The sequence below is a fragment of the Streptomyces sp. SudanB25_2051 genome (assembly GCF_964272635.1).
GTDB lineage: Bacteria > Actinomycetota > Actinomycetes > Streptomycetales > Streptomycetaceae > Streptomyces.
The window spans coordinates 1,728,575-1,745,386 of the sequence record NZ_OZ186787.1 but is presented as its reverse complement, the minus strand read 5'-3'; the positions used below and the strand labels follow the sequence as shown (position 1 = coordinate 1,745,386).

The following is a 16,812-nucleotide window of genomic DNA, read 5'->3' as shown; positions in this document are numbered from 1 at the left end:
CTCAGTGGACCTGGTCGACCAGCACGTCCAGCGACCACGCCGTGCCCGCCCGCCGCGGCGGCTCGCACTCCACGGTGTGGCCGAGGTCGCGCAGGGCCTCCACGAGCTCGGCGGGCGTGCCGGGAGCCGCGCCCGCCTCCAGCAGGGCCCGTACGATCCGGCCCTTGGTAGCCTTGTTGAAGTGGCTGACCACCTTGCGGGTCGGCGCGTGCAGCACCCGCACCGTCGCCGTGCGCCCGGCCACCTCGCCCTTCGGCTTCCACGCCGCCGCGTACGCCGCCGACCGCAGGTCCAGCACCAGCCCGTCCCCGGCGGCCTCGGGCATCACCTCGCCCATGGGCCCGCGCCAGTACGCGCCGAGCGCCCCCAGCCCCGGCAGCTTCACGCCCATCGAGCAGCGGTACGACGGGATGCGGTCGTCGACCCGTACCGCGCCCCACAGCCCGGAGAACACCAGCAGCGACGCCCGCGCCCGCTTCCGTGCCGCCGCGTCGAGCGTGGCCAGGCCCAGCGCGTCGTACAGGACGCCCGTGTACACCTCGCCGGCCGGGCGGGCCCCGGCGGTCAGCAGCGCGGCGTTCTTCGCGACCTCGCCCCGCAGGCCCTCGCTGAGCCCCAGGACCTCCCGCGCCTTCTCCTCGTCGGCGGCGCACAGCTCGACCAGCTCCGCGAGCACGGCGGCCCGCGCCCCGGCCAGCCCGGGCAGCGACAGGGCCTCCGGCTTCAGCGGCGCCCCGCGCCCCGAGGCGGCCTTGCCCTCCGAGGGCGGCAACAGGACGAGCACGGCGGTTCTCCTCACGTACGGACGGCGGCGGGGGTTGCGGCCCCGACCAGCAACCCTACAAACCCGCCGCCCCGTCCGGGCCCCGCACCGGTCCTCCCCGCCGCCGCCCGCCGCCCGCGCCCGCCTCCCTCGGCCTTCCGTTCTCTCCCCCCGCCCGACATGCCGCACGGCCGCACGCGTCCTACGCTCGGCGTATGCCCCGCCGCCAGCTTCATGTGACCGGCGCCGCCGAGGCCCCCCTGCGGACCGCCCTGCGCGCGCTGCGGAACCAACCGGACATCCCCGGGGCCTTCCCGCCCGACGTGCTCGCCGAGGCGGAGGCCGCCGCGAAGTCGCCGCGCCTGCCCGGGCGCGACGACACCGACCTGCCGCTGTTCACCATCGACCCGCCCGGCTCGGTCGACCTGGACCAGGCGATGCACCTGGCGCGCCGCGCCGACGGCGGGTACCGGGTGCACTACGCCATCGCCGACGTGTCCGCGTTCGTCGCCCCGTCCGGCGCGGTCGACGCGGAGGCGCACCGCCGGGTGCTGACCCTGTACTTCCCCGACGGCCGCGTCCCGCTCCACCCGCCCGTCCTGTCGGAGGGCGCCGCGAGCCTGCTGCCCGGCGACGCGGTGCCCGCGCTGCTGTGGCGGATCGACCTGGACGCGTACGGGCGGCGGGTCGCCACCGAGGTCCGCCGCACGATGGTCCGCAGCCGCGCCCGCCTCGACTACGCGACCGTGCAGCAGCAGATCGACGCGGGCACCGCGGAGGAGCCCGTCGCCCTGCTGCGCGACATCGGCCGGCTCCGCGAGGAGCTGGAGGCCGAGCGGGGCGGGATCTCCCTGAACGTGCCCGAGCAGGAGATCGTCGAGGTGGACGGCTCGTACGAGCTGGTGTACCGCGCCCCGCGCCCCGCCGACGCGTGGAACGCGCAGGTCTCCCTGCTCACCGGCATGGCCGCGGCGGACCTGATGACCGCCGCCGGGACGGGCATCCTGCGCACCCTGCCGACCGCCCCGGACGGCGCCGTCGCCCGGCTGCGGCGGTCCGCGCAGGCGCTCGGCATCGACTGGCCGCACCATGTGTCGTACGCGGCGCTCGTGCGCACCCTGGACCCGCGCCTGCCGCGGCACGCGGCGTTCCTGCAGGACTGCACGACGCTGCTGCGGGGCGCCGGGTACACGGTGTTCACGGACGGCAATCTGCCCGACCCGGCCGTGCACGCGGCCGTCGCCGACGAGTACACGCACTGCACCGCGCCGCTGCGGCGCCTGGTCGACCGGTACGCGGGCGAGCTGTGCGTCGCCGCCGTGGAGGGCCGCGAGCCGCCCGGGTGGGTGCGGGCGGCGCTGGGCGCGCTGCCGCGGGAGATGGCGGACGGCACGCGGCGCGCGAACCGGGTGGAGCGGGAATGCGTGGACATCGTGGAGTCGGCGCTGCTGATGGACCGGGTGGGCGAGGTGTTCACCGGGACCGTCGTGGACGTGCGCGACGACGACCCGGCGACGGGCACCGTGCACCTGGAAGCCCCGGCGGTGGTGGCCCGCCTGGAGGGCGCGGGGACGCCCCTGCCGCTGGGGGAGCGGCTGGACGTACGGCTCACACAGGCGTACCCGGGGCGGGAGAAGGCGCTGTTCGTACCCGCCTGACCGCGGCCAGCAGCGCCTTCGGGTCGTCGGCGTGGAACCGTACGGTCCGCACCTCGCGCCGCTTGCCGAGCAGGCCGACCGCCTCGACGGGTGAGGCGAGCTCCAGGGTGACCGACGTCTGCCCGCCGACCTGGAGGTTCAGCTCCCCCTCGGCCTTCTCGTGGGTGAACAGCGGGGCGTGCCGTACGGAGGCGATGGCGTCGAGCGGTACGGCGAGGTCCGTGTGGCAGCCCTGCCGCAGCCGCAGCACCCGCCCGTCCTCCAGGAGGTGCGGCCGCGTGACGGACGCGGCGTGCAGGCCCAGCACGAAGAGGACGCTGTACACGTCGAGCAGGAGCATGACCCGGGCGATCGCGGGAGCGTCGCGCAGCAGCAGATGGACGCCGACCGTCTCGACGGCGCACACGAAGGCGAAGCCGTACATGATGGCCGCCTGGTCGCGGGCGTGCCCGAACGCCTCCACCCCGTCGCGTATCCCGTGGCGCCGGCGCCCGGCCCACCGCACGAGGCTCACGAGGAGGCCCAGCTCGTGCCGGACGAGCCGGACGACCGGCTCGGGCACCACCTCGTACAGGGCCCGGACGGGCGGGAGGCCGGCGCTGCGGGCCCGTCGGTAGACGAGGACGCCCAGCAGCACGGCGGTGACGGCCAGCAGCTCGACGGCGTACAGGAGGGGCGCGGGGACGGCGAGCCCGGCGGCGAGGCAGACGACGAGGAGGACCTCGGCGGGCAGCGCGGCGTACCCCACGGCCTTCAGCACCCGCCTCACCGCCCGTCCTCCGCCCGCTCGGCGCCCTCGCCCCGCGTGTCCGGCCCGGTCTCCGGGGCGGCGGCGAGGCGCATGGCGCGCCGTACGACCTCGGCCTGGGCGGGCGAGAACTCGGCGAGGAACGCGCTTTCGAACCCGCGGCCGTCGGCCCACGCGTCGGGGTCGGCGCGCCGGATCTGCCGGACGACCTCGTCGGGCAGCAGCTCCAGCAGCAGGGAGACGGCGGGCGCCACACGGGGGTCGTCCGCGGGGGCGTCGGCGAGCTCGTCGAGCCGGGCGTACAGGTCGTAGGCGCGCGCCATCGCCTCGGGGGTGGCGATGGCGTCCCGCATGGCGGCGACCATCCGGGTCCCGTCCTCGTCGGTGAACGAGGAGTCCATGAGGGCGAGCAGTTCCCGGTCGAGCGCGGCCATCCGGGGCTCGGGCCGCCCGAGCCCGGCGCTGACGCGGGCCATGTCGGCGAAGAGCGCGGCGAGCTCGGGCGAGACGGGGCCCTCGGCGGGCAGCAGCCCGTCGCGGGCCTGGGCGAGCAGCGCGGCGAGCCGCTCCCGGCGGGCCCGGACGTCGGCCTCCTGCCGGGCCAGGTCGGCGTCGAGCTCCTCCAGCACCTCGACGAGCTCGCGCCCGGCGTCGTCGGCGAGCACGTCGCGCACCTCGTCCAGGGAGAGCCCCAGCTCGGTCAGCCGCCGTACGCGCACCAGCAGGACGGCGTCCCGCAGGGCGTACTCGCGGTAGCCGTTGGCGAGCCGGGGCGGCTCGGGCAGCAGCCCGATGCGGTGGTAGTGGCGTACGGCGCGCGTACTGACCCCGGCGAGCCGGGCGATCTCTCCGATCCTCATGCGCCCAGTAGAAACGTTGACGTCGCGACAAGGTCAAGGGCGGCGGCGGGGCGGGTACCATGGTCGGCACGGCAGACGAGCCGGGCGGACGGCCGCGTGGGGACCTTCGAGGTCCTCCCGAGGAACGTCCGGGCTCCACAGGGCAGGGTGGTGGGTAACGCCCACCCGGGGTGACCCGCGGGACAGTGCCACAGAAAGCAGACCGCCGGGGGCCTCGGCCCTCGGTAAGGGTGAAACGGTGGTGTAAGAGACCACCAGCGCCTGGGGTGACCCAGGCGGCTCGGTAAACCCCACCCGGAGCAAGGTCAAAAGGAAACACCCCGGTGTTTCTGCGCGGACGTTCGAGGGCTGCCCGCCCGAGTCCGCGGGTAGACCGCACGAGGCCGGCGGCAACGCCGGTCCTAGATGGATGGCCGTCACCCCGACGACCGCGAGGTCCCGGGGAACAGAACCCGGCGTACAGCCCGACTCGTCTGCCGCTCTCCCCCCCCCGCGGCTTCCCGCGCCCCCCTTGTGTCCGCAGGACGCGCGCGACCGGAACCCGGTGCCCGGCGTGCGGGCCCCTGTGATCGGGCGATCCGGTGATCCGGGCGGGACGGCCGCCCGCCGATCGCGTCGGACGTAGGCTGCTCCCGGACCGGGCGCGGGTGGCTCCTCGCGGGCCGACAGCAGGGGCCGTGGCCGAAGGCTCGGTGGTCCTGTTCCCGGCGCTTCCCGCGTAACCGCACGCGAGCCGGGGCGCATGCCCGGTGGGGCGGGGCGGGGCGCCCGTGTGAGGCTCCTCGCTGCCGCTCACCCGACCGGAGCGCGGGCGGCGGCACCGAGCGGACGACGGACGGCGAGGCCCCCTCCCCGTGGTGCGGGGAGGGGGCCCCGTCGTGTCCGTGCCGGTCGGGGATCAGGCTCAGCTGGTGCCGGTGTCCGCCTTGCGGCGGCGCGTCCACCAGGTCAGGGCTCCGCCGGCCGCTACGGCGACGGCCGCGAGCGCGGCGATCAGGCCGACCGGGGTGTCCGATCCCGTGTCGGCGAGGCCGCCCTGCGGGTCCTTCGCCGGGGGCAGGGCAGGCGTGCCGCTGTTGCCGGGGCCCGGCGTGGTGGGGTCCGGCGCCGGAGTCGACGGGGTGTCGCTCGGCGTCGGCTTCACCGTGCCCGAGGGGCTCGGCGTGGGGGTGGGCGTCGGCGTGGGAGTCGGGATGGGCTGCCCACCGCCGCTGTCCGGGGTGTCGCTCCCGCCGAGGAAGGCCACGTCGGCGTCCCGCGCGGAGGTCTGCGCCCGCACGCTGTCCTTCGTGGTCTGCGGAAGGTCCCGGTGCCGTACCTGGAACTCCGCTGCGGTGATGTTGCGCTTGGGGGCCTTGGAGAAGTCGACGCCGCCCACGAAGAAGGTGTAGACGCGTCCGTCACCGAGGGGCCATTCGTAGGTGAAGTCGCCCTTGGTGAAGGACTCCACCATCTCCTCCCACACGGTGCGCTTGTCCCAGTCGGCGTTCTCGCCGCGCAGCGGCCAGCGCCTGAGGTCGTTGCTGTCGATGATGGGCCGGAAGTCGGTGGCCTTCCTGGCGTCCTGCTGCCGGATCCACTCGGCGGCCACACGGGACTTGTAGACGCGGCGCAGGTCGGCGTACTTCTTCTCGGTGTTGATCTGCTTCTCGACGTGCGGCACGAGGTAGTGCGTGATCAGCTGGTGGCTGCGCTCCTTCTCGGCCGCGGTGAGCTTCTTCGAGCAGTCCTCCCCGTTCACCGGGGTGTCGAAGTCCATCGCCGCGTGGTTGACCTTCAGCGGCGCGTCGAGGATGTAGATGCCGCCGTCCTGCTCGCGGACCTTCGCCGGGCCGGGCACGATCCAGTTGCGCCCGGAGCCCCAGCACGGCACGCCGTCCACCTTGGGCGCGGCGTTCATGAACTCCCTGCCGGGGGACTTCTTCGGGTCCATGGCGCGGGAGAAGTCCCGCTTCATCTCCATGTCGGCTTCGAGGAGGACACGTCCGGCGTCGGTCTTCCCGAAGCCCTCGTCCATGATCTTGTCCGGCTGGTCCGGGTTGAGGTTCACCCACTGCCGGTCCGGGGTGAGGGCCAGCCAGGTGAACAGGGCGTCGGAGGCCATTTCGAGCTTCGCCTGGCCGCCCCAGCCGGGGTCGTTGTCCTCGTCGGGCATGAAGTCGGCCTTCATGCTGTAGTCCAGTCCCCTGCCCTTGACGGGGGTGCCGACGTACTGGAGCTCCAGGGTGGAGAAGTCGACGCCGCCGGGGCCGCGGCCGAGGGCTCCGCGGGTGTTCATCTGGTTGTGCTGGTTCTGGATCTGCCGCGCCTCCGCGGGGGTCTTCCCGGACTCGTGGGCGAGGGAGTTGATCGGGCCCTGGGTGCCGGTGTTGGGTCGCGGATTGAACAGCGGGTACGTCTTGGTGTACTTCGTCTGCGGCCACAGCGGCTTCGCCGTGGCCCGCCGCTCCGCGATCCGGATCGGGTTGTTGCCCACGCCCCGCTCGGCGCGGAGCTTGCTGTTCTCCGCCTGGTACTCCCTGGTGGTGGCGCGGTTGGGCTTCTCCCCGGCGTACATGGTGAGGTTCGACTTCGTGAAGTCGTACTTCGCGTCCTTGTGGCGGAGGATGACCTTGTCGTTCTTGAACTGCTCCGACTTCCGTATGCCGTCGGCCTTGAACTCGCCCAGGTCGCCGGTGCGCTGGTTGTACGCGTCGTACCGGCGGGAGGCGATCTTGTTGCCGTCCTTGTCGAAGATCTCGACCTTCACCTCACACAGCCAGTCGGGGCCGATGAGTTTGAAGTCCTGGACGGTCTTCCGCTCGAAGACGCCGCCCTTCTCCCGCGAGTGCTGGGCGCCGATGAGGTGCTGCGGCACCCACTTCGCGAACGGCTTCGGGGACGGCTTGCCCTGGAGGTAGCGGGCGTAGCGGGCCCAGATGGCGCGCTTCATGTCCTCGGGGTCCTTCGACGCCCGGTAGGCGGCGTCCCACTTCCTGACGTCGGCGTCGGTGTTGCCGACGAGCTTCAGGTCGGCGCGGGTCGGCGCGGGGACGTTCTCGAAGCCCTTGAACTCGAGGTTGAAGTAGTACTCCTCGTCCGGGCCGCTCCTGGTCCAGTGGTGCCGGCCGGTGGGGGCTCCGGAGTCGTTCGGGGTACGGGGGAACGTCTTGCCGAGGTGCATCTTGTCGCACCGCCCGCCGGACGTGACCTTGGCGTAGTCGCCGGGCGCCGCGGTGGCGGTGGCGGGAAGGCCGACGAGCACCATCCCGGCCGCCGAGACGACCGCGAGGCAGGAGGCCAGGCGTCGCCGGAGCCGGGTACGAATGGGCGTCTGTGTTCTCATGCGTGTCCCTCGTCGTGGGGGCCACGGGACCTGGGCTGTGCGGGCGAGCGGCTGGCGGGGCCCCCGTGTCAGCTTTTCGCCGCCCGTCGGCCCACACACTAGAGGACCCCAACGCCCCGTAAGCAAGGGATTGTTGGCGCGTGGGGTGTCGTCCCGGCGGCGCCGGAGCGGGACCGCCGGCGGTGTCCACTACCGTCGACCGCATGACCGACCCTGACGAGACGTACGACGCGACCCGGCACCCCGACCTGCTCAGGTGGCTGGACGAACGCCGGGACGCCCACGAGAGGTGGGCCGAACAGACCTCCCACGCGGACGCCCTGGACTTCACCCCGGCGTCCCTCGCGGTCCTCGACGCGCTGGTCCGGGAGTCCGCGGACACCATGGAGGAGATCACCGACCGGCGCATGACGCCCTTCTTCCAGGGCGCGATCTGGTACGTCGGGGAGGTGTTCCGCCGCCACCGGGAGATGGTGTGGAAGTACATCCCCGACATCGTCAGCGGGGAGCTCGAACCGTTCTTCGGCGCGGCCGGGGAGACCTCCGCCCTCGACCACCCCTGCGTCGGCGCCCCCGACGACCCGGAGAGCTACGTGTACCCGCTGAACATGCTCCGCCGGATCGCCCTCACCGAGGACGAGGTCGGCGATCCGGTCGAGGACACGCTGCCGTCCCTCTACGCCGACCCCTTCGACGAGGAGGACGAGGAGGACGGGGAGGACGGGGAGGAGTCGGACGGCGAGGGGGGCTAGGACGGCGTGGAGCCGGAGGCTGCCGGCGGCTGGGACCCCCGCTCGGGGGTCCGGCGCCCGAGCCCTCGGCCCGCCGACGCGCACTGCCACGTGCCGAGACGTCATGGCGGACAGCGCGTCAGAAGACCAGCCAGTAGATCAGGAAGGCGATGACGGCCAGGGCCAGCAGCCCGCCCGGGCTGCATCCCACGCCGCCCCCGCCTCCGCCGCCCCCACCGCCTCCGCCGCTGTTGCCTCCGCCTCCGCCCCCGCCGCCCGTCGAGGATTTGCGGAGGCGTTCGCGTTCGGCCTTCTGGATGCCCTTGGCGATGGCCTTCTCCAGCTCCTTCTTTTCCTTCCAGTCCACGCGTCTGCCCCCGTTCGCGACATGGTGTAGACCTCCATACCCTTGCGTATGGCGGCCCTCCATACCTTGCCGTATGGCGGCGTGGGAGTCCACCGGAAATCGGGCGCGCGCCGCCCGCCGTGTTGAATGGCCGCCGTGGTGAACTGGTCCGAGGCGTACGACTGTTACGGGGAGACCCGGCGCGTTCCCGAACTGCTGGAGCGGGTCGCGCGGGGGGAGGATGCCGACGCCTGGGATGAGTTGGGCCGACGGCTCGTGCTGGAGGGCTCGATGGTGTTCCCGGCGTCCTTCGCCGCGCTGCCCCGTCTGGTGGCGCTCGCCCCGCGCGGCGCGCGGGCGCGCGGGCTCGCCGGGGCCGTCGTGCGGTGCGCCGCCGGGCCGCACGGCTGCGACGACCTGTTCGCGCGCTGCTCCGGGGCGGTCGCGGAGCTGGGCGACGTGCTGGACCGGCACCTCGCGGCCCGGCCCTCCGCCTACCTGCCGGCCTTTCTCGACCTGCTCGCCGTGCGGGGCGCGTACCACTGGAGCGCCGTCCTCGGGGACTTCTCCGATGACTTCTACGAGGTCGCCTGCCCGCACTGCGCCACCGACGTGACCATCGCCATCGGCGTCCACGGGCGGTACTCGGCCATCCGGGACTGGCATCGGGGCGACGTGGACCTGCGCCCCCTGAGGCCCGCGACGCACGGGACGCTGTACGGAACCGGGCGGTGGATGCACGCGACCGCCGTACGCGACGGGCAGGGCGCCCTCGCCGACGGGATCGCCCATCTCTTCGGGCGGGCCGAGTGCCCCCGGTGCGCGAGCGTCTTCGGCGTCGCCGACGAGTACGCCGCCGCCCACCGCCCCGTCATGTGACCCGCCCGGCTACCGCATCCGCGCGCCCGTGCCCGAGACGCGTACGCGCGGGTCGGCCGTGCGCAGCTCGACCGTCAGTTCCGCCGGGCGGCCCAGGTCCTCGCCCTGGTGCAGGGTGAGCACCGACGCCTCCGGGACCAGGCCCAGCTCGCGGGCGTACGCGCCGAAGGCGGCCGCCGCCGCGCCCGTCGCCGGGTCCTCCACCACCCCGCCCACCGGGAACGGGTCCCGCACGTGGAACACCGTCTCCGACGCGCGCCACACCAACTGCACCGTCGTCAGGTCCAGCCGCAGCATCAGCGCCTTCAGCCGCTCGAAGTCGTACCGCAGCTCCGCCAGCCGCTCCCGCGACGCCGCCGCCAGCACCAGGTGCCGGGCGCCCGCGAACGCGACGCGCGGCGGCAGCGCCGGGTCCAGGTCCTCCGCCGGCCAGTCCAGCGCCGCCAGCGCCTCCGCCACGTCCTCGGCGGCGGCCTCCTCGACGTACGGCTCCACGCTGGTCAGCGTCGCGCGCGGCGCCCCGTCCTCCACCGCCACCGACACGGGCACCGTGCCCGCCCGCGTCGCGAACAGCAGCTCGCCCGGCCCGATCCGCTCGCCCAGCGCCACGGCCGCCGCGATCGTGGCGTGCCCGCAGAACGGCACCTCCGCGACCGGGCTGAAGTACCGCACCGTGAACGCGCGGCCCTCCGCGCCGCCGCCCAGGCCCTCCGCGCCGCCGCCCAGGCCCTCCGCGCCGCCGCCCAGGCCCTCCGCGCCGCCCAGGCCCTCCGGCGGGGCCGTCAGGAACGCGCTCTCGCTGTAGCCGACCTCCGCCGCGACCGCCAGCATCTGCGCGTCGCTCATCCCGGACGCGTCCAGGACCACCCCGGCCGGGTTCCCGCCCTCCGGGTCCGCCGAGAACGCCGTGTAGTGGAGGACCTCCGGAGCCGGGGAGTCCGGGGCCGGGGCGGAGGGGGAGTCCGGGGAGGCGGGGGACTGGGGCCGGGGCGTGGGCTCGGTGTGCGTCATGGGAGGCACAACCCCCGTACGCCCGCCTCTTGTTCCCGGGCCGGAATAGCCCCGCGCCCGCGCCGCCCCGCGCCCTCGCGCCGCCCCGCGCCCTCGCGCCGCCCCGCGCCCTCGCGCCGCCCCGCGCCCTCGCGCCGCCCCGCGCCCTCGCGCCGCCCCGCGCCCTCGCGCCGCCCCGCGCCCTCGCGCGGCCCGCGCCCTCGCGCCGCCCCCCCCCGCCGTGCGCCACCCGGCCCGGGAGGGCCCCTCAGCCCCGTCCCAGGTACGGCATCCCCGTCGCCATCACCGTCACGAACGGAATGTTCGCCTCCAGCGGCAGCGACGCCATGTGGACCACCGTCCGCGCCACGTCCGCCGCGTCCATCACCGGCTCGGGGCCAGCGTGCCGTTGGCTTGCAGGATGCCCTCCTCCATGCGGCGGGTCATCTCCGTCGCCGCGTTGCCGATGTCAATCTGCCCGCACGCGATGCCGTGCGCCCGCCCGTCCAGCGCCAGCGACCTGGTCAGGCCCGTGACCGCGTGCTTCGTCGCCGTGTACGCCACCGAGTGCGGGCGCGGCACGTGCGCCGAGACCGAACCGTTGTTGATGATGCGCCCGCCGCGCGGCGACTGCTCCTTCATCTGCCGGTACGCCGCCTGCGCGCACAGGAACGCCCCGGTCAGATTGACGTCCACCACCTGCCGCCAGGTCTCCGGGTCCAGGTCCTCGACGGGCGTGCCGCCCCCGGCGAACGAGCCCGCGTTGTTGAACAGCAGGTCCACCCGCCCGTACGCCTCCCGCACGGCGGTGAACAGCGCCGCGACCTCCCGCGGCGACGTCACGTCCGTCGGCACGCACAGGGCGCCGCCCGCCGGCCCGGGCGCCGCGCGGACCAGCTCCGCCGTCTCCTCCAGGGCATCGGCGCGCCGCCCCGCCAGGGCGAGCGACCAGCCGGCCCCCGCCAGCGCCACCGCCACACTCCGGCCGATCCCCGAACCGGCCCCGGTCACCACCGCGATCCTCCGCACAGCGTCCATGGGCGCGCAGCGTACGGGACGGTCCGGCACCTGGACCTCACGCGCCCGCCATGCGGATGTTGTGTCCCGGACAATCCCACGCGGTGTACTCCCGCCCATGACGTCCGACACCTCCGAACTCCGCGCAGCGGCCCGCCACTTCGGCAGACGGGGCCTCCTCGGCACGGGTGCGGCCGCCGCGCTCGCCTTCGCCGTCGGCATCCCCGCCGCGGGCGCCGCCCAGGCCGCCGAACTCGACGAACGCCGCGTCACCGAGGACCCCTTCACGCTCGGCGTGGCCTCCGGCGACCCGCACCCCACATCCGTCCTGCTGTGGACGCGCCTCGCGCCCCGCCCCTACGAGCCCGGCGGCGGCCTGCCCCCGGAGCGCGTCCCCGTCCACTGGGAGATCGCCCACGACGAGCGGTTCCGCCGCGTCGTCCGGCGCGGCCGCACCACCGCGCACCCCGAGTTCGACCACACTGTCCACGTCGAGGTCGCCCACCTCCAGCCCGGCCGCGTCTACCACTACCGCTTCCGCACCGGCACCTGGACCAGCCCCGCCGGCCGCACCCGCACCGCCCCGGACCCCGGCGCCCGCCCGGCCGAGCTGCGCATCGCCGCGGTGTCCTGCCAGGCCTACCACGACGGCTACTTCACCGCGTACCGCCACCTCGCCGACGAGCCGGACCTGACGGCCGTCGTCCACCTCGGGGACTACCTGTACGAGTACGCCGTCAGCGCCACCGGCGGCGCCCGCGCCTACACCGACCGCCGCCTGCCCGCCCACTTCAACCGCGAGACGGTCACGCTGGAGGACTACCGCCTCCGGTACGCGCTCTACAAGACCGACCCGGACCTGCGCGCCGCGCACGCCGCGCACCCGTTCGTCGTCACCTGGGACGACCACGAGACGGAGAACAACTACGCGGGCGGCACCCCGGAGAACGACGTGCCGCCCGAGGAGTTCCTGCTGCGCCGCGCCGCCGCGTACCGCGCGTACTGGGAGAACCAGCCGCTGCGCCTGCCGCAGCGGCCGAGCGGCCCGGACATGCGGGTGTACCGGCGGCTGCGGTTCGGGCGGCTCGCCCAGTTCGACGTGCTGGACACCCGCCAGTACCGCTCCGACCAGGCGTACGGCGACGGCTGGCGCGTGCCGGGCCCCGACTCCGCGGACCCGTCGCGCACCATGCTCGGCGCCGAGCAGGAGCGCTGGCTCCTCGACGGCTGGCGCGCCTCGGACACCCTGTGGAACGTCGTCCCGCAGCAGGTCGTCCTCGCCCAGCGGCGCAACGTGCCCCGCCCGGACTTCAAGGTGTCCATGGACGCCTGGGACGGCTACCCCGCGGCCCGCGCCCGCCTCCTCGACGGGGCGGCGGCCGCGGGCGTGGAGAACCTGGTCGTCCTGACCGGAGACGTCCACGTCGGCTACGCCCTGGACCTGAAGGCCGACTTCGACGACCCGGACTCGCGGACCATCGGCACCGAGCTCGTCGCCACGTCCATCAGCAGCGGCAAGGACGGCGCCGACCGGCCCGCCAACTGGACCGACCTGACCACCGCCAACCCGCACATGCGCTACTACAACGGGCGGCGCGGCTACCTCCGCGTCACCTTCGACGAGCGGCGGGCCCGCGCCGACTACCGCACGGTGAGCGCGGTCACCACCCCCGGCGCACCCGTCACCACGGCCGCCTCCTTCGTCACGGAGGCCGGCGACCCCGGCCTCCGGGAGGCGTAGCCGGTACGAGCCGCCGGGAGGGCGGCGGCCCCGCCCCCGCCCTCCCGGCCGGCATCGCCACGGCCCCGCGCCCGCCCTCCCCGCGGCCGGCATCCCCGCGACCCCGCCCCGCCCCGCGCCGCCCTCCCGGCCGGCAACCGCGCCGCGCCCGCCCCGGCCGCCCCCGACCGTTCTATTGAGGTTTAAACCATTGCCGTGGAGCTGCGACCATAGGGGGCGCCACTCAGGACAGGAGACGACATGCCGGAGAGCGGCCCGACCAGCCAGGGGCAGACCACCCGCGGACCCATACCCACCCCCCGCACCGAGACCGCGCACCCGGCCGCCGCGCCGCCCAGCGCCGCACCACCCAAGGCACCGCCCGCCGCCGCGCGCCGCGTGGGCCTGCTCGTCACCCTGGTCCTCGGCGGGCTCACCGCGCTGCCGCCGCTCTCCATGGACATGTACCTCCCCGCCCTCCCGGAGGTCACCGAGTCCCTGCGCTCCCCGGCCGCGACGGTGCAGCTCACGCTCACCGCCTGCCTCGCCGGCATGGCGCTCGGCCAGCTCGTCGTCGGCCCCATGAGCGACAAGTGGGGGCGCCGCCGCCCGCTGCTCGTCGGCATGATCGTGTACGTCCTCGCCACGGCCGCCTGCGCCCTCGCGCCCAACGTCGCGCTGCTCGTCTCGTTCCGGCTGCTCCAGGGCCTCGCGGGCGCCGCCGGCATCGTCATCGCCCGCGCGGTGGTCCGCGACCTGTACGACGGCGTGGAGATGGCCCGGTTCTTCTCCACCCTCATGCTGATCTCCGGCGTCGCGCCGGTCGTCGCCCCGCTGATCGGCGGGCAGATCCTGCGGATCACGGACTGGCGGGGCGTCTTCCACGTCCTCACCGTCGTCGGCGTGCTCCTCACGCTCGTCGTGTGGAAGTGGCTGCACGAGACGCTGCCGCCCGCCCGCCGCCACGACGGCGGCGTCGGCTCCGCCCTGCGCACCATGCGCGGACTGCTCGCCGACCGCGTCTTCACCGGCTACATGCTCTCCGGCGGCTTCGCCTTCGCCGCCCTCTTCGCGTACATCAGCGCCTCGCCCTTCGTGGTGCAGGAGATCTACGGGGCGTCGCCGCAGACCTTCAGCCTCCTCTTCGGGATCAACTCCATCGGCCTCGTCGCCGTCGGCCAGATCAACGGCAAGCTCCTCGTCGGGCGCGTCAGCCTCGACAAGGCCCTCGCCACCGGCCTGGTCGTGATCACCCTCGCCGCCGCCGCGCTGCTGGTGATGACCAGCGGCGTCCTCGGCGAGGTCGGCCTCCTGCCGATCGCCGCCGGCCTGTTCGTGCTGATGTCGGCGATGGGCCTCGCCATGCCCAACACCAACGCCCAGGCCCTGATGCGCACCCCGCACGCCGCGGGCTCCGCCTCCGCGCTGCTCGGCACCTGCTCGTTCCTCGTCGGCGCGGTCGCCTCCCCGCTCGTCGGCATCGCCGGGGAGCACACGGCCGTGCCGATGGCCGTCGTCCAGGTCGTCTGCGCGCTCGCCGCCCTCGGCTGCTTCCTCGGCCTGTGCCGCCCCTGGCAGCGGACCGGCAGCCCCGCAGCCCCGCCTACCATGGGTCGGTGAACGCCACCCTCCCGACCTCGGACGTCCTGCGCGCCGCCCTCGCCGGGCTGCTCGACGGGCTGCCGCCCACCAAGGCGGCGCAGGCCGTCGACCGGCTCATCGCCAGCTACCGCGGCACCACCCCCACCGACGCGCCCGTCCTGCGGGACCGCGCCGACGTCGCCGCGTACGCCGCGTACCGGATGCCCGCCACCTTCGAGGCGGTACGGTCCGCGCTGGCCGCCCTGCGCGACGCCGCGCCCGACTGGCGGCCCGCCACCCACACCGACGTCGGCGGCGGCACGGGCGCCGCGAGCTGGGCGGTCGCCGAGGCGTGGGAGGACGAGGACGGCGGCGAGGGTGCCGGCGAGGGCACCCCGACCGGCGAGGCCGCCCCGACCGGCGGCGGCACCCCGACCGGCGAGGGCGTCCCGACCGGCGGCAGCACCCCGACCGGCGGCGGAGCCCCCCGCACCACCGTCCTCGACTGGGCCGAGCCCGCCCTCGCGCTCGGCCGCGAGCTGGCCACCGCGTCCGGCGTGCCCGCGCTGCGCGCCGCCGAGTGGCGGCGCGCCCGCATCGGCGGCGCCCTGACGCTCGACCCGGTGGACCTCGTCACCGTCTCGTACGTGCTGAACGAACTGACCGAGGCCGACCGGGCGTCGCTCGTCACCGAGGCCGCCCGCGCCGCCCAGGCCGTGGTCGTCGTCGAGCCCGGCACCCCCGACGGGTACGAGCGGATCATCGCCGCCCGCGACCTGCTCGTCGGGGCCGGGCTGCGGATCGCCGCGCCGTGCCCGCACAGCGCCGCCTGCCCGATCGCGCCCGGCAGCGACTGGTGCCACTTCTCCGCGCGGGTCAGCCGCTCCTCGCTGCACCGGCAGGTGAAGGGCGGCTCCCTCGCGTACGAGGACGAGAAGTTCGCGTACGTCGCCGCCGTGCGCTTCCCGGCGCGGCCGGCCGCCGCGCGCGTGGTGCGCCGCCCGCAGATCCGCAAGGGCCAGGTCCTGCTCGACCTGTGCGCCGAGGACGACGGGCTGCGCCGCGACACCGTGACCAAACGCCACGGCGGCCTCTACAAGGAGGCCCGCGACGCCGAGTGGGGCGACCCCTGGGACCGCCCGTAGCGGACGGGAAGCGGGACGGGCGGCCGCACCGGCCGCCCGCCCCGCGCCCGCCACCGGGCGGGCGGGCGTCAGTCCGCCGCGCCCGGCGGCGTACCCCGCAGCTCCTGCGTGCAGCACTTCACGCTGCCGCCGCCCTTGAGCAGCTCGCCCAGGTCCATGCCGATCGGCTCGAACCCGCGCCCGCGCAGCGGGGCGAACAGCCCCACCGCGGCCTGCGGCAGCAGCACGTGCCGTCCGTCGCTCACGGCGTTCAGGCCCAGCGCCGCCGCGTCCGCCTCCTCGGCGATCAGCGCGTCCGGGAACAGCCGCTCCAGCACCCGCCGGCTGCCCGGCGAGAACGCGTCCGGGTAGTACATGACCTCGTCGGCCGCCTCGTCCAGGACGCACAGCGCCGTGTCGAGGTGGTAGTAGCGGGGGTCCACCAGGTCCAGGCCGATCACCGGCCGCCCGAAGAACTCCTGCGCCTCGTCGCCCGCCAGGGACGTCGAGCGGAAGCCCCGGCCGGCCAGCAGGTACGAGGCCGTCACGGCGAAGTCGCCCTCGCCCTCGTTGACGTGTTCGGGCTCGTGGACGTCCCGGTAGCCGTGCGCGCGGAACCAGGCGCGGTGCGCCTCCGCCTCCGCCGCCCGCTCCGGGTACAGGAAGCGGGCGCCGAGCACCCGGCCGTCGACCACGGTGGCGCCGTTGGCCGCGAACACCATGTCGGGCAGGTCCGCGCGCGGTTCCAGCAGTTCGACGGTGTGGCCGAGAGCGCGGTAGCGGTCCCTCAGGTCCTCCCACTGGGCGAGGGCGAGCGGGAGATCGACCGGTTTCGCCGGGTCCATCCACGGGTTGATGGAGTAGGTCACCCTGAAGTGCGTGGGTGGGCACATCAGGTAGCGGCGGGGTGAAGCGTCACGAGGCAACGAAGGCTCCTCACGAACGACCGGCGCACGCGGGCTCGCGTGCACCGCCATGGTGCGCCGTGACACGCCCTTCGCGCATCGGACCGTACGGGTGGTTGGCCGGAGGTTCACCGGCAGGACCCGAGACGAGACGTATCGGACCGC

The 16,812-nt window shown here is 74.9% G+C and carries 13 protein-coding genes, 1 other RNA gene and 1 pseudogene; 7 read left to right on the top strand and 8 right to left on the bottom strand.

Annotated features, from left to right (window positions below; all coding sequences use genetic code 11):
* Position 1 precedes the first annotated feature (1 nt).
* Entirely contained in the window at positions 2-784 is a 783-nt protein-coding gene (yaaA, locus tag ACSUPT_RS07695; RefSeq protein ID WP_436943829.1) for a peroxide stress protein YaaA, read from the bottom strand.
* Between the two features lie 194 nt (positions 785-978).
* Between yaaA and ACSUPT_RS07690 the strand changes: the two genes are divergently transcribed.
* Positions 979-2,421 (top strand): RNB domain-containing ribonuclease, encoded by a 1,443-nt coding sequence (locus ACSUPT_RS07690; RefSeq protein ID WP_365725461.1) that lies wholly within the window; start codon positions 979-981, stop codon positions 2,419-2,421.
* Here the strand turns inward: ACSUPT_RS07690 and ACSUPT_RS07685 are convergent.
* On the bottom strand, positions 2,372-3,190 hold the full coding sequence (locus ACSUPT_RS07685; protein ID WP_399217239.1) for a hypothetical protein: 819 nt from the start codon (positions 3,188-3,190) through the stop codon (positions 2,372-2,374). The two genes, ACSUPT_RS07690 and ACSUPT_RS07685, sit on opposite strands and share 50 nt — an antisense overlap.
* Entirely contained in the window at positions 3,187-4,029 is an 843-nt protein-coding gene (locus tag ACSUPT_RS07680; protein ID WP_399217240.1) for a MerR family transcriptional regulator, read from the bottom strand. Before ACSUPT_RS07680 ends, ACSUPT_RS07685 begins: the two co-directional genes overlap by 4 nt.
* Positions 4,030-4,105: 76 nt before the next feature.
* Between ACSUPT_RS07680 and rnpB the strand changes: the two genes are divergently transcribed.
* An RNA gene (rnpB, locus tag ACSUPT_RS07675) (RNase P RNA component class A) lies at positions 4,106-4,505 on the top strand.
* A gap of 428 nt (positions 4,506-4,933) precedes the next feature.
* On the opposite strand, the gene ACSUPT_RS07670 is transcribed toward rnpB, so the two are convergent.
* Entirely contained in the window at positions 4,934-7,354 is a 2,421-nt protein-coding gene (locus tag ACSUPT_RS07670) for a hypothetical protein (protein WP_436943828.1), read from the bottom strand.
* Positions 7,355-7,557: 203 nt separating this feature from the next.
* Between ACSUPT_RS07670 and ACSUPT_RS07665 the strand changes: the two genes are divergently transcribed.
* The gene (locus tag ACSUPT_RS07665; protein ID WP_436943827.1) at positions 7,558-8,106 is read left to right on the top strand and encodes a hypothetical protein; all 549 of its coding nucleotides are present in this window, start codon (positions 7,558-7,560) and stop codon (positions 8,104-8,106) included.
* 118 nt (positions 8,107-8,224) lie between these two features.
* On the opposite strand, the gene ACSUPT_RS07660 is transcribed toward ACSUPT_RS07665, so the two are convergent.
* Positions 8,225-8,452, bottom strand: coding sequence for a hypothetical protein (locus ACSUPT_RS07660; protein ID WP_436943826.1), 228 nt, complete (start codon positions 8,450-8,452; stop codon positions 8,225-8,227).
* A 135-nt stretch (positions 8,453-8,587) separates the two neighbouring features.
* Here ACSUPT_RS07660 and ACSUPT_RS07655 point away from each other — a divergent pair, with 135 nt between their 5' ends.
* A complete protein-coding gene (locus ACSUPT_RS07655) occupies positions 8,588-9,310 on the top strand; it encodes a hypothetical protein (protein WP_436943824.1) in 723 nt (240 codons plus the stop codon).
* A 9-nt stretch (positions 9,311-9,319) separates the two neighbouring features.
* On the opposite strand, the gene ACSUPT_RS07650 is transcribed toward ACSUPT_RS07655, so the two are convergent.
* Both ACSUPT_RS07650 and ACSUPT_RS07645 read right to left on the bottom strand, forming a co-directional pair.
* Positions 9,320-10,321: a PhzF family phenazine biosynthesis protein gene (locus ACSUPT_RS07650; RefSeq protein WP_436943822.1), complete on the bottom strand. Its 1,002-nt coding sequence runs from the start codon at positions 10,319-10,321 to the stop codon at positions 9,320-9,322.
* A 247-nt stretch (positions 10,322-10,568) separates the two neighbouring features.
* Positions 10,569-11,338: pseudogene (locus ACSUPT_RS07645) on the bottom strand (SDR family oxidoreductase).
* A 97-nt stretch (positions 11,339-11,435) separates the two neighbouring features.
* Between ACSUPT_RS07645 and ACSUPT_RS07640 the strand changes: the two are divergent.
* The 3 genes from ACSUPT_RS07640 to ACSUPT_RS07630 all read left to right on the top strand — a co-directional run bounded on the left by ACSUPT_RS07640 (position 11,436) and on the right by ACSUPT_RS07630 (position 15,763).
* The gene (locus tag ACSUPT_RS07640; protein WP_436943820.1) at positions 11,436-13,058 is read left to right on the top strand and encodes an alkaline phosphatase D family protein; all 1,623 of its coding nucleotides are present in this window, start codon (positions 11,436-11,438) and stop codon (positions 13,056-13,058) included.
* Positions 13,059-13,298: 240 nt separating this feature from the next.
* Positions 13,299-14,657, top strand: coding sequence for a Bcr/CflA family multidrug efflux MFS transporter (locus tag ACSUPT_RS07635; RefSeq protein ID WP_436943818.1), 1,359 nt, complete (start codon positions 13,299-13,301; stop codon positions 14,655-14,657).
* Entirely contained in the window at positions 14,654-15,763 is a 1,110-nt protein-coding gene (locus ACSUPT_RS07630) for a small ribosomal subunit Rsm22 family protein (protein ID WP_436943816.1), read from the top strand. The genes ACSUPT_RS07635 and ACSUPT_RS07630 overlap by 4 nt, the downstream gene beginning before the upstream one ends.
* 68 nt (positions 15,764-15,831) lie before the next feature.
* Here the strand turns inward: ACSUPT_RS07630 and ddaH are convergent, their stop codons facing one another.
* Positions 15,832-16,668, bottom strand: coding sequence for a dimethylargininase (gene ddaH / locus ACSUPT_RS07625; protein WP_436943814.1), 837 nt, complete (start codon positions 16,666-16,668; stop codon positions 15,832-15,834).
* Between the last annotated feature and the right edge of the window lie 144 nt (positions 16,669-16,812).

Excerpts from the sequence above, each read along its gene's own strand:
- ACSUPT_RS07690 (WP_365725461.1), top strand. The coding sequence starts at position 979 with ATGCCCCGCCGCCAGCTTCATGTGACCGGCGCCGCCGAGGCCCCCCTG.
- ACSUPT_RS07680 (WP_399217240.1), bottom strand. The coding sequence starts at position 4,029 with ATGAGGATCGGAGAGATCGCCCGGCTCGCCGGGGTCAGTACGCGCGCC.
- ACSUPT_RS07670 (WP_436943828.1), bottom strand. The coding sequence starts at position 7,354 with ATGAGAACACAGACGCCCATTCGTACCCGGCTCCGGCGACGCCTGGCC.
- ACSUPT_RS07665 (WP_436943827.1), top strand. The coding sequence starts at position 7,558 with ATGACCGACCCTGACGAGACGTACGACGCGACCCGGCACCCCGACCTG.
- ACSUPT_RS07650 (WP_436943822.1), bottom strand. The coding sequence starts at position 10,321 with ATGACGCACACCGAGCCCACGCCCCGGCCCCAGTCCCCCGCCTCCCCG.
- ACSUPT_RS07640 (WP_436943820.1), top strand. The coding sequence starts at position 11,436 with ATGACGTCCGACACCTCCGAACTCCGCGCAGCGGCCCGCCACTTCGGC.
- ACSUPT_RS07635 (WP_436943818.1), top strand. The coding sequence starts at position 13,299 with ATGCCGGAGAGCGGCCCGACCAGCCAGGGGCAGACCACCCGCGGACCC.